This window comes from Pseudoalteromonas sp. bablab_jr010, from assembly GCF_016464105.1.
In the GTDB taxonomy this organism is placed as follows: Bacteria; Pseudomonadota; Gammaproteobacteria; order Enterobacterales; family Alteromonadaceae; genus Pseudoalteromonas; species Pseudoalteromonas simplex.
This window is the reverse complement of the sequence record NZ_JACDWV010000134.1, coordinates 91,226-104,941: the sequence shown is the minus strand read 5'-3', so window position 1 is coordinate 104,941 and position 13,716 is coordinate 91,226. Positions and strand designations below refer to the sequence as shown.

The 13,716-nt window shown below is 41.6% G+C and carries 12 protein-coding genes; 8 read left to right on the top strand and 4 right to left on the bottom strand.

Annotation, left to right across the window (positions count from 1 at the left end):
- Nucleotides 1-11: 11 nt before the first annotated feature.
- Complete coding sequence (gene lptD / locus JIG37_RS12380; protein ID WP_199529477.1) at nt 12-2,258, bottom strand: LPS assembly protein LptD; 2,247 nt, start codon at nt 2,256-2,258, stop codon at nt 12-14.
- A gap of 103 nt (nt 2,259-2,361) precedes the next feature.
- On the opposite strand from lptD, the gene JIG37_RS12375 reads away from it, so the two are divergent.
- Genes JIG37_RS12375 through djlA form a run of 3 tightly spaced genes read left to right on the top strand, consistent with a single transcriptional unit; the run spans nt 2,362 to nt 4,912 of the window.
- A complete protein-coding gene (locus tag JIG37_RS12375) occupies nt 2,362-3,363 on the top strand; it encodes a phosphotransferase (protein ID WP_199529476.1) in 1,002 nt (333 codons plus the stop codon).
- Nucleotides 3,360-4,016, top strand: coding sequence for an N-acetylmuramate alpha-1-phosphate uridylyltransferase MurU (murU, locus tag JIG37_RS12370; RefSeq protein ID WP_054551002.1), 657 nt, complete (start codon nt 3,360-3,362; stop codon nt 4,014-4,016). Before JIG37_RS12375 ends, murU begins: the two co-directional genes overlap by 4 nt.
- Before the next feature lie 23 nt (nt 4,017-4,039).
- Nucleotides 4,040-4,912: a co-chaperone DjlA gene (gene djlA, locus JIG37_RS12365; RefSeq protein WP_138619086.1), complete on the top strand. Its 873-nt coding sequence runs from the start codon at nt 4,040-4,042 to the stop codon at nt 4,910-4,912.
- On the opposite strand, the gene JIG37_RS12360 is transcribed toward djlA, so the two are convergent.
- Complete coding sequence (locus JIG37_RS12360) at nt 4,895-5,830, bottom strand: DUF3530 family protein (RefSeq protein ID WP_194441843.1); 936 nt, start codon at nt 5,828-5,830, stop codon at nt 4,895-4,897. The genes djlA and JIG37_RS12360 overlap by 18 nt on opposite strands.
- Nucleotides 5,831-5,910: 80 nt before the next feature.
- Complete coding sequence (rluA, locus tag JIG37_RS12355; protein ID WP_199529475.1) at nt 5,911-6,564, bottom strand: bifunctional tRNA pseudouridine(32) synthase/23S rRNA pseudouridine(746) synthase RluA; 654 nt, start codon at nt 6,562-6,564, stop codon at nt 5,911-5,913.
- Between the two features lie 497 nt (nt 6,565-7,061).
- Here rluA and JIG37_RS12350 point away from each other — a divergent pair, with 497 nt between their 5' ends.
- From JIG37_RS12350 to JIG37_RS12330, 5 genes are all read left to right on the top strand, one after another.
- Complete coding sequence (locus tag JIG37_RS12350) at nt 7,062-7,706, top strand: DTW domain-containing protein (protein WP_187490306.1); 645 nt, start codon at nt 7,062-7,064, stop codon at nt 7,704-7,706.
- Nucleotides 7,707-8,496: 790 nt separating this feature from the next.
- Nucleotides 8,497-9,501 carry a Fe(3+) ABC transporter substrate-binding protein gene (locus tag JIG37_RS12345; RefSeq protein WP_054551008.1) on the top strand — a complete coding sequence of 335 codons (1,005 nt, stop codon included), beginning with the start codon at nt 8,497-8,499 and terminating at the stop codon, nt 9,499-9,501.
- A gap of 77 nt (nt 9,502-9,578) precedes the next feature.
- Complete coding sequence (locus JIG37_RS12340) at nt 9,579-11,213, top strand: iron ABC transporter permease (protein WP_199529474.1); 1,635 nt, start codon at nt 9,579-9,581, stop codon at nt 11,211-11,213.
- Nucleotides 11,210-12,253, top strand: coding sequence for an ABC transporter ATP-binding protein (locus JIG37_RS12335; protein WP_199529473.1), 1,044 nt, complete (start codon nt 11,210-11,212; stop codon nt 12,251-12,253). The genes JIG37_RS12340 and JIG37_RS12335 overlap by 4 nt, the downstream gene beginning before the upstream one ends.
- A gap of 61 nt (nt 12,254-12,314) precedes the next feature.
- Nucleotides 12,315-13,214, top strand: coding sequence for a Dyp-type peroxidase (locus tag JIG37_RS12330; protein ID WP_054562779.1), 900 nt, complete (start codon nt 12,315-12,317; stop codon nt 13,212-13,214).
- On the opposite strand, the gene argR is transcribed toward JIG37_RS12330, so the two are convergent.
- Nucleotides 13,211-13,678 (bottom strand): transcriptional regulator ArgR, encoded by a 468-nt coding sequence (gene argR, locus JIG37_RS12325; protein WP_054551012.1) that lies wholly within the window; start codon nt 13,676-13,678, stop codon nt 13,211-13,213. The genes JIG37_RS12330 and argR overlap by 4 nt on opposite strands.
- Between the last annotated feature and the right edge of the window lie 38 nt (nt 13,679-13,716).

Here is a 13,716-nt window from a genome sequence, read left to right as displayed (position 1 = left end):
GTACTGCGGTACTAGTTATTAAGAAAATACGGTCTACGATAGCCAAAAATACCTTGTTGTAATAATTTTTGTGCATCATAACGGCTTTTGCTTCCAAGCCCTTTTAAAACAATATTGAAACCAATACTTGTGTCAAAGGTTGCTTGCTCTTGACCAATCGCCTGGTTCAAATCAGTTTCGATTTGACGACGGCCTGTGATTTGAAACGCCCAACAGCATGATTCATACTGAAGACCGCTGAAAACCTCAATACTACGCCCGCTCTCTAAATCACGGTGGTAGCTGCCAACAAACTGCCAATCTTCTGATAGCGGAATGCTGGTAAATAGACCAACTTGCTCGATTGTATTGCCTGAGACATCATTTGCATAGCGATGGTTCAATTGCACGAGCTGTTTATCGTCACCTTTATAATCTAAGGTGATATTTGACTGAATAATTTCTTTACCATCAGTGTCGTACTGGATACCACCTGATAAATACCAACGACGGTGCCAATGTAACATGGTTTGCGCTGCAAACAAGGCATTGTAGTTAGTGTCGGAGTCGATACCTTGTGATGTAGGCTTGGCATCATTACTTAAATAAAAAATTTGTCCGGCACTGAAGTTAAATACTTCTTCATTTTCACTACTAAATAAGCGTGTTGTTGCACCTAACGTAAATTGGTTTGCGGTTGCTATCCGGTCGATACTTGAAAAACGGCGATCTCTAAATAAGCCAAAGAAATCGTCTTGTAATTTTGCTGTATCGTAAAGGCCAATATTTGATTGGTCTTTATTTGGCGTATATAAGTACTGAATTTGTGGTTCAAGAGTTTGAATACCGTCTTTAAAGAAAAATGCAGTATCACGCTCAAAATTTAATTGGCTGTATAAACGCACTTTAGGTAGGGTTCGAGTGACATTTTCATCAAACTCGGTACCAGCTAAATCACCATGTTGGTTGTATTCGGTATGTAATAAGCTGAACTCAGATAAAAATGACCATGCGTATTCTTGGTAACCAAAACTTGCTTTAGGCTCTATATGAACACGGCTTGCTTCATCAATTACAGCTTTATCATTAGTGAAATAACTGAGCTCACCATCAAGGGTTAAATCAATGCCATAAAAATCATATGCATCAGTTTGCGAAAAACTAATTTGTGGCAGCGCCGCATATGATTCACGGTGATCACCAAGTACTTCAAAACTTTGCAACTTGATATTGGTGCGCCAAGTGTCACCTAAGTGGGTTAGAGAACCGGTGCGGTACAACTGAGTATCGGTGCGAGTCGCATAACCAGAGTTTAAATCGGTTAAGTAGTTATCATCACTGACGTTTGTTATGTCGATATTAGCACGCCAGTTTTCACCTAAATAACTTTGCTGTTGCCAGTGGAACAGGTAACGAGAGTCTACATTTGGCTCTTCGTCATCTTTGTCTAGGTACTCAACAGCAACTAAGCCATTATTTTGCTCAGATAAGTAACGAAACTCCCCAATCATTTGTAAACCGCGTTTAGACATATAGCGCGGTGTTATAGTCGCGTCGTAATTTGGTGCAATATTCCAGTAATAAGGAGTAATGGTTTCGATACCATAGCGGCCTGAGCTCGAGAAGTTAGGTGTTAGTAAACCTGACTTACGACGGTCATCTAATGGGAAAGTAAAATAAGGAACATAAAGTACTGGGGTATCAAACACTCTAAGCACAGTATTATGTGTTTCGCCCCAACCTTCTTCTCTTGATAAGTCGATTTCGTCAGCTTCGATGGCCCACACAGGTGTTTCACCCGGACAGGTAGTAAAGCTTGCGTTCATCAGGTTTAGGCCAGACTCATTAACTGTTAGTTTTTCTGCGCCGCCATGACCAAGTTGATCAGTAAACTTATAGTCTGCGCCTAGCAAGCTCAATTCAGAATTGTTTAAATCTGCATTGAGTCCAGAGCTATTAATTTGGCTTACTTTATCGCGATAAACGATAGGACCGGTTGCATTAAGTAACCCACGTTGTTTGTCAATCAGTGCACTTTGTGCGGACAAATTCATCGTTAGGGTGTTAATATCTACATTACCGGTAAATTCTGCGCTTTGGGTACCCAATAGTTCAATATCATCGGATTTGATATCGATCATATTAAGTTCAAGGCCAGGGAGCGGTTGCCAAGCTCTGGTTTGCATTGAAGTGCCACAAAAATTGTGTGTCAGTTCAGTTTCGGCGAACGATGGTGCGCTAAGTACGCTTAGCATCATTATGCCCCAGGTTTTGCTCATTTAATGACCTTAATGCTCTTTGGTTGGATATAAGCTAGACATAATAAAGGAAAACAATGGCAAATACAGTAATTGACTTAGTGAAAAATAGATATCTTACTAAATGAATCGTTATAAAAGTTTACAGCAGTTTTTAAATCCTCACTTTAAAGAGGATGAATATCAATTAGCCGCCATCACTGGGGATGCGAGTTTTCGCCGGTATTTCCGCGTAAATACAGGTGATCAAAGCTATATTGTCATGGACTCAGATCCAGACAAACTGGATAACACACCTTATATAGAACTCAACAAAGTATTTTCTCAGCATGGGTTTAAATTACCAAAAATTCTTCAGGCTGATGAAAAACAAGGCTTCTTCTTGCTGAGTGATTTAGGCAATACTCATTTGGCTGATTTACTGGGCGACAAAGACCGCACTTTACACTACAAACATCTAATAAAGTTAAGTGCACAGTGGGCGCAAATCCCGCCTGCCCAATATATGAAAGTATTTGATGGCGAGTTTTTACAGTTTGAGCTAAGTATTTTTAGAGATTGGTTAGTCGATAACTTTATCGCTGAGCAACTCTCTGCTGATGAACAGCAAATGTGGCAACAGGCTTGTGAGTTATTAGTTAACAATGCCCTTGAACAACCAATTGTTACGGTGCACCGAGACTTCCATAGTCGCAATATTATGCGCACAGGGCAGCAATGGGCAATCATCGATTATCAAGATGCCGTACAAGGGCCGGTGTGTTATGACCTTGTTTCGTTATTAAGAGATTGCTATTTCAAGCTACCAGAACAAGAGCTCGACTACCTTTTACATTACGCTTATGACGAATTTAGCGAGCAGCAGCTATTGCAAGACACCTCATTTGCGATGTTTAAACGTTGGTTTGACTTAACCGGCGTGCAGCGTCATTTAAAAGCTGCGGGCATATTTTGCCGCTTAAAATTACGTGACGGTAAGTCTGGCTATTTGAATAATGTACTGCCAACCCTTACATACATCAGTAATGTCAGTAAAGAATACCCAGAGTTAACAGCCCTTGGTCAGTGGATAGAGCAGATAATTATTCCACAGACTAAGCAGCGTTTAACGAAAGAGTCCAAATGAAAGCAATGATCCTAGCGGCGGGGCGTGGTAAACGCATGATGCCGCTAACCGAAACGCAACCAAAGCCGATGCTAAAGATTAACGGCAAGCCACTATTAGAGCATCATATTAATAACTTACGTCAAGCCGGGGTTACCGATATTGTTATTAACCTTGCCTGGCAGGGCGACAAAATAACAGAGTATTTCGGTGATGGTTCGCAGTTTGGTGTATCGATCACTTACAGCCAAGAGCAGGCTGGGGGGCTTGAAACCGCCGGGGGGATCATTCAAGCATTGCCGTTATTGGGCGAACAATTTATTGTCATCAATGGTGATGTGTTTACTGATTACGATGTGACTTCGTTAATGCAGTTGCACCTGCAAGCCGGTGAGGCGCATATTGTCCTTGTTGAAAATCCTGCGCATAACCCTGATGGTGATTTTGCACTGAGTCACCTAAGCCCAGATAGTCAAAAGTATACTTTTTCCGGTATAAGTCGTTATCATGCTGATTTCTTTAAAGGTCTCAGCACAGGTATTCGCCCGCTTGGGCCAATCTTGCGCGAAAAGCTCAGTGAGTACCAGGTTTCGACTGAGCTTTATTTGGGGCAATGGGATGACATTGGCACACCTGCCAGACTCGACGAAATCAATCAACGTTTCGCTTTGTAATAACAACAGAGGTTTGCCAAATTATGTGGGGAAAAGTACTCGGTTTTTGTTTTGGTTTTATGTTTGGCAAATTTATAGGAGCCTTACTGGGCCTATACCTAGGCCATATGTTCGATCGCAGCTTAAAACAAGACTTTGATAAAGCAGGTGGTTTTTCTGGTTTGTTTAAAGGCGATGATATTAACGAGCGCCAAGCACTTTTCTTTTCTAGCTGCTTTGCAGTGATGGGGCATATCGCCAAATCGAATGGTCGCGTTAGTGAAACGCATATCCGTGCTGCAAGTTTGTTTATGGACGAAATGGGTTTATCGGGTGATGAGCGAAGAGAAGCACAAGATGCCTTTCGTAGTGGTAAAGAAAGCGACTTTTCATTAAAAGAAACCGTTCATGACTTTAAAGAGCGCTTTGCTCGACGCCATGATTTATTGCAACTGTTCCTCGAAATACAAATTCAAATGGCCTTTTCTGATGGTCACCTTGCAGAGCAAGAAAAGCAGCTTTTGCAAGAGGTGAGTAAGCAGTTAGGTATTTCACGTACTCAGTTTGCAATTTTATTAAAACGCTACCAAGCCGAATTTGCATTTCGTCAGCAACAACAGCGTTTTTATGAACAGCAGCGTCAACAAAGTCAGCAAAATCGCAGCAGTCATAGTGAACAAAGAGGGCACAGTGTGCCACCGAATAATGGTATGAATCGCGCCCAAGCGTTGGCTCTTTTAGGCTTAAACAATGATGCTTCAGCGAGAGATATTAAAGTTGCTTATCGAAAGCTCATGGCTCAGCATCACCCCGATAAGCTGGTATCGCAAGGTTTACCAAAACATATGATGGAAGTTGCGGTAAAGAAAAGCCAAGATATTCAAGCGGCTTATGAGTATTTAAAAAAGGCGGCGTAAAAATCCGTCGACTTCTTTGAGCAGCCGCTGGTGCTGCTCAGGCTCTGAAGGCACACCAAATAACTCTCTTTGTCGGTAGTCATATTTTGCGTGTTTTCTTACCCAACGTTTTCTGTCTTTAACACTTTGCAGCGTGTCAGGGTTACCCTCACTATAAAAAATATCCAGTAACGGTGGGCTGATAGTCGAAAGCGTCGCATTGAGATGCTGGTTACGAACACTGTTAGGTAAATAACTACCTAGGCTAATAAAAGCGTTTAGTTCGTTATTTGGAAAGCTCGCATAATGTTCAATCAAGAGCCCCGCACTGGCACCTTGTGCTACCACAATAATATTGCCGCCTTCATCCATTGCACTGTTATACAAGGCATTGAATCTGGCAATTAGCTTTAATTTGTAATCATCAAGCACGGCTTCACTAATATTAGGTTCACCCGTAACAAAATGCGGCGCTTGTTGCGTTTCGGCTGGTGGAGCAGGAGTTGATTGCTCATCGCCTTGTTGACTACTTTGTGTTGTTGACTCAGCTTCAGAGCTTTCAGGTGACTCGGGCGTTGCCATATCAGCAGGATGCCAATCAATGTCAGGCATGGTCATGGCAAGGGTTGCATAGCCAATTTCGTTTAACTGCTTGCGCAAAAAGTTAATACCAGCATTATTAGTGGGTAGATGCTGCCAATCAGGAATAATGAGCACAATTCCGCGTTGACTGGCTGCCATCGATTGACGGTATAAACTAATGAACTCATCTTCACCGGCAAGCAGAGTACGTACTTCATCACTTGGTAAAAAGCGTTGAATATCGTTAGTGACCAAGCTTGACCAAGGGGTGGGTTTAATAAAATCGGCAGCATTCACATTGCCCATCAACGCAAAACAGGCTGCGTAAGCTAAGCGATGTGCGGGTTTTAAATTCATGCCGATATTACCTGAGTCTTTAATTAAATCAGTGATTAATTAACTATCGGCAGTCTTTATTAAATATTTAGCGAATTGTCTTAAAACTCAGGAGCGGCTTCAAAAATCAGTGTTTTACCGCTTGCAGGGTGAGCTAAGGTAAGCATTTCGGCATGCAGTTGTAAGCGGGGAGACATGGCGAATGCCTCGGGGTGAGCATACAACTTATCGCCTAAAATAGGGTGACCTAATGACAGCATGTGCACACGTAGTTGGTGAGAACGCCCAGTAATAGGAGTCAGCTCGACACGAGTTGCATTCTGTTCATGCTCTAGCACTTTAAAGTGGGTTAATGACGGTTTGCCATTGTCGTGATCAACCATTTGCTTTGGGCGGTTCGGCCAATCACAAATAAGTGGTAAATCTACAGAACCAGTTTCTTGCTCAAGCTTACCAAATACACAAGCAATGTAGCGTTTCGCGGTTTTTCTATCTTGAAACTGAATGCTTAAATTACGATGCGCTTCTTTATGCATAGCTAAACAAATAATGCCAGAGGTCGCCATATCAAGGCGGTGAACAATTTTTGCCGTTGGGAAAACGCGATTAATGCGAGCAATAAGGCAGTCGGCGTGTTTTGGGTCTTTTCCCGGCACAGTAAGTAAACCACTTGGTTTATTCACAATAAGTAAGTCATCGTCTTGATAAACAATACTTAAATAAGGTGTCATTGGGGGATTATAATTGAGTAACACAGCCAGCCTCGATGATATGCAAGGGCGCTATTTTAAAGGAGTATGAGCGCATACACAATGCCAGAGCTGGTTTTAGAAAAGTAGTTAAGATACAGTAAATTCAGCTATGGAGTTTTAAGAAAAGGACAAACAAATGTTTCGCTTTGGTTTAATTCGCAGTAAGCCTTGTTCACGATGTGGCTTAGAAGTAAATTATCTTGAGCCAGAGTGTCCGCACTGTAAAGGCTTATCAGATTTACAGGTCGTGTTTTTGAAGAAGTCCCACAGAGATGATTTACGTAATAAAAATAGCGATTTAATAGCCGTTTTTTGGAAGCTAACCCTTGTTGCATTTTTTATAACACTACTTCTCTTCATTTTTTAGAAATAGCTTGCTCTTTGGGCTTGCAGATATCTATTCCCCTTATTTTTAGCTACAATACGCGCCGTTTAATTATCTGGTAAATACAGTGGCTACTATCTCAAAAAATTCCGTGTTAAAGCTTCGTGCTCAGCAAATGACTGAGTCTCGTCGTGAATTTAAAGCGCGAGGAGCAAAGTTAACGCGTTGTGAGCGATGTTTATTAGCCGAACACTATTGTATTTGTGATGGTGTTGAACAGGCAAAGTGTGATGCCGCGGTTTGTTTACTTATGTACCATAATGAGAGTTTTAAGCCGTCAAATACTGGCCGTTTAATTGCTGAAATCGTGCCAGATAACCATGCCTTTAAATGGGATAGAACAAATCCAGATGAAGCCTTATTAAGCTTATTGGCAGATCCCCAGTATCAGCCAATGGTTATTTTTCCTGCTAGCGATGTAGACGACGAAGAGCGGGTGATCACCGAAGTAACCCCTGTTGAAGGTAAACGTCCATTGTTTATCTTTTTAGATGGTACTTGGCGCGAAGCTAAGAAAATGATCCGTAAAAGCCCTTATCTAGATAATTTTCCTGTGCTTTCAATTACACCTGAAAAGCTTTCGGATTATCGATTGCGTGTTGCCCCGCATGAGCATCAACTAGGTACTGCTGAGGTGGCTATTATGGTTCTTGCTCTTGCTGGTGAAGAAGATGCAACTCAAAAGCTTGAGCAACATTTTATTAAGTTTAGAGATGCTTACCTGCTTGGTAAGCGAAATAAGGGACGCCCAGAGCAATAACTCTTTACTAAATTGTAGGCAAAAGAAAAGCGCGTACTATCTCTAGTCGCGCTTGCGGAATCTTCTTAATTTTTTGCATCCTGCAATTGAATCTAATCAACTCCCTAAACTTTGCCAATCCATGCGATTACACTTTACTTATTGGTTCTGTGTAATATAAGGCAATCCCGCCTTGTTTCCTTGTTAGTCCTTTACATCCTTGCTGGTAATCACTTTACCATTCCCTTACATGCCATCCCGACACTATCCCTTTATTTGCAAATCCGTTGCGATGCCCTAACGGCCTGTCCTTTATTCCACTTTTTGAACTTCCTGTATAACAACATCCTGTTGTTATGCCATTCCACATCATCCTGATGCTGTCCGTAGGTTGTCACTCCATTGCGTTACTCTTCCTGAGCCTGTCCTTGATTCCTTATTCTCCTAATGAACCTTATTCCGCGGTATTATGAGTAATGCTTCCTTATCCATCTACTCATTAAGCTTCTTGCTTAGTTGATGTAAGTAATTATAGAGAAATAGGCAAAGCTGAGTAGGTCAAAATCTTACTTAATCTGCTGGTTATTTTATTGTCATTTAATATATTTCATTAAATTTCAGTTAGTTAGGTTTTTTTATGCAGTGTTTGCTGGTGCTTTTTACTCAATAACTGCCATGTGGGTGAGATATGTCTTACATGCAAATTCCTAAATGGCAGCTATGTTGATTGAAATATAAGTTTAAACGGGTGCACTTTGCCCTAATTCTAGGTAAAATATTTTGATAATTGTTATTATTTAGGTGCTATAAAATGAAAAAAACAGCCTTAGTATTACTTAGCGCATTATTAAGCGCGCCTACATTTGCTGCAGATGTAGTAAATATTTACTCGTTTCGTCAACCATTCTTAATTCAGCCTATTTTGGATGATTTCACTAAGCAAACAGGTATTAAAACCAATGTGGTTTTTGCCAAAAAAGGGCTGATTGAACGTGTAAAGCGTGAAGGTAAACATAGCAAGGCTGATTTAGTATTAACCTCAAATTTTAGTGCGCTGATTCAATTAGAAGATTTAGGCTTAACGCAATCAATTAATAGTGATGTAGTTAATGCGAATGTGCCAAGTACTTTTCGCGATTCCGACGGTCAATGGATAGCACTTACTAAACGTGTACGTAATGTTTACTCTGCAAAAGAGCGCGTTGGTGCGCTTGGTGAGTTAACATACGAAGATTTAGCGGACCCAAAATACAAAGGTAAGATCTGCACTCGCTCTGGTAAACATCCTTACAATTTAGGTTTAGTTGCTTCTATGGTTGCTCACCATGGCGAAGCAAAAACTAAGCAATGGCTTGAGGGCGTAAAAGCCAATTTAGCACGTAAACCGCAAGGTAATGACAGAGCGCAAGTCAAAGCCGTAAAAGAAGGTTTATGCGATCTGGCGTTAGGCAACAGCTATTATTTTGGCAAAATGATGCAAGATGAGCAGCAAAAATCTTGGGCAGAAGCGGTATATATTAACTTCCCTAACCAAACAAACCGTGGTTCTCATATCAATGTATCGGGCGTTGTTATGACCCGTTATGCTAAAAACCCTGAAAATGCCTTGAAACTGATTGAGTATATGACCGACAATAAGGCGCAAAATATGTATGCTTCAGTGAATATGGAATACCCTGTAAAGCAAGGGGTTGCATTATCAGAGATGGTTGCATCATGGGGTGAGTTTAAAGAAGACAGTCTACCTCTTGATGAGATCAGCAAATATCGCCCTGTGGCACTGAAGCTGATTGATGAAGTAAAGTTTGATTTATAACGAGAACATTCCTCGTTACACAATTTTATAAAAGCTGTTTTTTAACAGCTTTTATTTTATCTGGTATTAATCCACTTATGCATGTGAAGTTTTCGCTGTCGCGTTGGCAGCTTATAGCCTGGCTTATTGGCCTGTTGCTTGTTACGCCATTAGCCTTTTTATTATTTGAATCTCTGCAAGGAGATTCAGATGTATTTCAGCACCTTTTCGATACCGTGCTGTGGGATTATACCCGTAATACTCTCATACTCATTGCAGGGGTAGGGCTGTTAAGCTGTGTAATTGCATTGCCGTTAGCTTGGTTAACTGCATATTGTGACTTTCCTGGGCGTAAGCAATTTGAATGGGCGTTAATGCTGCCTTTAGCAATGCCAACTTATCTTATCGCCTACGTGTATACCGACTTACTTGATTATGCAGGGCCTGTACAGATCGCACTCAGAGACTGGTTTGGTTGGCAATCACCAGACGATTACTGTTTTTTTGATATTCGTACATTGACTGGGGCTATTTTTATGATTGCCTTGGTACTCTATCCTTACTTATACCTAATTTTTAAAACGGCACTCAGAGAGCAGTCTTTTAAACTAGTGCAAGCTAGTCAACTAATGGGGCTATCACCATTACAAAGTTTTTTACGCGTTAGTTTGCCTCTTGGTCGTGGGGCGATTGTGGCAGGGGTTACATTGATCAGTATGGAGGCTATGGCTGATTTTGCTACTGTTAACTACTTTGCTGTGAGCACACTGACGACCGCTGTTTATGATACATGGCTTGGTTATTACTCATTAACCGCAGCGGCGAAAATCTCAGGTATTATGTTACTGATTTTGTTTTTAACCATCATGGTTGAGCGCTTTAGTCGTCGCAATCAAGCTGTGTATGAACGTCAGTCAAGCGTAAACAGCGCAACTTTGTATCGCTTAAAAGGCGGTGCGGCATGGGCTGCAAGCTTGGCTTGCACCGTTGTGCTGGTATTGGCTTTTATTCTGCCGGTTGGAGTATTAGTTAAATATGCCATTGTCTATGCAGATGAAGCATGGAATGGGGCATTCTTTAATTACGCTTGGCAAAGCTTTAAAGTGGCTGTAGTGGTAAGCATTGCAACTATCCTATTGAGTTTATTAGTATTGTTTTATCAACGTATTGCGAAGCAAGCTTACCCTTTGGTCCCTGGGCGTTTAGCAAGTACTGGCTATGCCTTACCTGGTACTGTATTAGCGATTGCTGTATTGCTCCCATTAACTCAGCTAGATGATGCATTAAATAATTGGCTTGAGCCTTTTGGTCTATCACCAGGGTTACTTTTAAGCGGTACTTTATTTGCGATGATTTTTGCTTATGTTGTACGTTTTTATGCGATTGCGCATGGCGCGCTTGAAAGCAGTTTTTTACGTATTAGCCCATCGTTAGATATGGCCAGCCAATCAATGGGCAAAGGGCCCATGCAAACCCTTTGGCGAGTACATTTACCGCTATTAAAACGCGGTATTTTAACAGCTGGTTTGTTAGTGTTTATTGAGTGCATGAAAGAGTTACCTGCAGCTCTATTACTCAGACCTTTTAATTTTGAAACGCTGGCCACCCATGTTTTTCAATATGTTAGTGATGAGCAATTGGAGCTTGCGTCAATTTCAGCCTTGTTTATCGTGTTAGTTGGGTTAATCCCTTTGTATTTCGTTAATCGTTCGATGGAGCAAAATCACTCATGAGTCATTTGATAATTAAAGACTTAGCTTATCAGTACAATGCGACTCAGGTGTTGAGTGAACTAAACCTCAATGTTGAACAAGATGAAATCGTCTGTTTGCTTGGCGCAAGTGGCTGCGGCAAAACCACCACCTTAAAGGCAATTGCCGGGATTTTACAGCCTGATCAAGGCTATATGAGTATTGATTCAAAAGTGGTCAACGATAGTGGGCTGTTTGTTGCACCGGAAAAACGTAACATTGGCATGATGTTCCAAGACTATGCGCTGTTTCCTCATTTAACGGTAAGCGACAACATTGCGTTTGGTCTTAGCAATATGAGCAAAGCGCAAAAGCGAGAGCGTGTAGATGAAATGCTTAGCCTTGTTAAACTCGATGGTTGTGCACAGCGATACCCTCATCAGCTTTCTGGTGGACAGCAGCAACGTGTGGCAATAGCCCGTGCACTTGCTTACAAACCAAGTTTATTATTACTTGATGAGCCATTTTCGAATATTGATACACAAGTGCGTTTTGAGCTTATTGCAGATATACGCCGAATTATTAAAGCTCAGCAGGTTTCTGCGGTATTTGTTACCCATTCGAAGGAAGAAGCTTTCGCATTTGCTGACACGCTTGCGGTTATGCATGGTGGAAAAATAGCCCAACAAGGCTCTCCTGAGCAGTTATTTAGCCAACCTAACTCAAAGGTGGTTGCAGAGTTTCTTGGTACGGGCATATACTTAACGGCAAAAGTATTAACGCCAACTGAATACGAAACGGCGTTTGGTGTGGTTCACTCATTGACACCGAACAATGCAGATTGTCAGCAAGGTCAAGTGTATATAAGACCGCACCATATTCAGTTGTGTGAAGCTGCGCACAGTGACGCAAACAGTTTAACTATTTTGCACAGGCGCTTTATCGGTACGCGTTATGTATATCGAATTAATATTGCAGGGCAAGAGTGTGAAGTTGCTGCAGAGCAAGACCGCATGTTAGCTGTTGAGCAACCTGTAAAAATAAAAATAATGCCGCACACAGTCAATTTTTTTCATGATTAGTAATAAATAACAATCTTGAATCCTTGGCTTTGTGCAAATAACGAGAAGCTAAGGATTCACTATGGCGCAAGCGCAATCTGGGATTTGTGCTGAAGCAAACTTACATGGTTTGCACCTGTTTTTTAATGTTTACGATGGCCACGATGAGTCATTACGTAAAAAACTAAAACGCGTTAGCGTCATTCAAGATGAGTTTGCTGATCAGTTCTCAGAAGCCATGCTATCGTGTGTGGTTGCCCTTGGCGCCCAGTATTGGCCGCATATTCTGCCCGAGTTTATCCCTAGCCAATTGCAAAGCTTTCCGAATGTAACTCATAGTGAGCATGTGATTAGTGCTCAGCCATTTGACTTGTTTGTACAAATTCGCTCAGACCGTGAAGATGTAAACCATCTATTTGCTCTGCAAATCCTAAAATTATTAACACCGGATGTTGAGCTGGTGGAGCAGGTTCGTAATTTTCGGTTTTTAGATGGACGTGATTTTAACGGCTTTATTTATGCAGGCGATACACCTCATGGCCGTCAAAAGCGTAGTACAGCACTTATCGACAAACCGGGTCACTTTGAAGACCAAGGCAGCTATATCCATGTTCAGCGCTTTGTGCATGATTTGAGTGTCTGGCAGCATTTATCGTTATCAGAGCAAGAGCAAATCATGGGGCGCACGCGTCTAGATAACACCTTGATTGTGCCTGCTGTAGAAACCAGTCATGCGGTTCGTAGTGAATTAAAAGATGAGCATGGCCAGCCTCTTTTGCTAAACCAAAGCATGCCATTTGGTGATGTGCATAAGCAGGGAATTTTAATGGTTTCGTGTGCGGCGCAAGGGGATGCGTTTGAACAGGTATTAAAGAGTCGCTTGGGGCAGGGCGATTGCTATGATCATTGGCTCGATTTTACTCAAGCCGATATGGGATCTGCGTTTTTCGCCCCGTCAGTAAACTTCTTAAAGCAGCTTTAAACGGTATCGAATAAAGTGCGTACGCGATCAAGCGTCACATCGATTTCAGAAATCTTCGCAGGGGCGATAAAAATAGTGTCGTCGCCTGCAATAGTGCCTAGTACGCCATCTGCTTTACCGAGTGAATCAAGTAAACGAGCAATTAATTGTGCTGCGCCTGGACTGGTGCGAATAATAATCATCATTTCGTTATGCATAATATCAATAACAAGCTGACGCAGTGGGCTTTTCGCTGTTGGCACACCCATTTCAGCCGGTAAACAATAGACCATTTCTTGTTTTGCATTACGAGTACGTACCGCACCAAATTTGCTTAACATGCGAGATACTTTACTTTGACTAATATTATCAAAGCCTTGCTCTTTTAATGCTTCGACAATCTCACCTTGTGAACCGAAGTTTTCTTCTTTTAATAGCGCTTTAAACGCTTTGATCAGTGCTTCTTGTTTGTCTTGTGGTTGCATGTTGCCGTTTCTTTATTCATAAAATGTAGGGTAATTCT

Coding starts and splice junctions, on each gene's coding strand:
- lptD (WP_199529477.1), bottom strand. CDS start 2,258: ATGAGCAAAACCTGGGGCATAATGATGCTAAGCGTACTTAGCGCACCA.
- JIG37_RS12375 (WP_199529476.1), top strand. CDS start 2,362: ATGAATCGTTATAAAAGTTTACAGCAGTTTTTAAATCCTCACTTTAAA.
- murU (WP_054551002.1), top strand. CDS start 3,360: ATGAAAGCAATGATCCTAGCGGCGGGGCGTGGTAAACGCATGATGCCG.
- djlA (WP_138619086.1), top strand. CDS start 4,040: ATGTGGGGAAAAGTACTCGGTTTTTGTTTTGGTTTTATGTTTGGCAAA.
- JIG37_RS12360 (WP_194441843.1), bottom strand. CDS start 5,830: ATGAATTTAAAACCCGCACATCGCTTAGCTTACGCAGCCTGTTTTGCG.
- JIG37_RS12350 (WP_187490306.1), top strand. CDS start 7,062: ATGACTGAGTCTCGTCGTGAATTTAAAGCGCGAGGAGCAAAGTTAACG.
- JIG37_RS12345 (WP_054551008.1), top strand. CDS start 8,497: ATGAAAAAAACAGCCTTAGTATTACTTAGCGCATTATTAAGCGCGCCT.
- JIG37_RS12340 (WP_199529474.1), top strand. CDS start 9,579: ATGCATGTGAAGTTTTCGCTGTCGCGTTGGCAGCTTATAGCCTGGCTT.
- JIG37_RS12335 (WP_199529473.1), top strand. CDS start 11,210: ATGAGTCATTTGATAATTAAAGACTTAGCTTATCAGTACAATGCGACT.
- JIG37_RS12330 (WP_054562779.1), top strand. CDS start 12,315: ATGGCGCAAGCGCAATCTGGGATTTGTGCTGAAGCAAACTTACATGGT.
- argR (WP_054551012.1), bottom strand. CDS start 13,678: ATGCAACCACAAGACAAACAAGAAGCACTGATCAAAGCGTTTAAAGCG.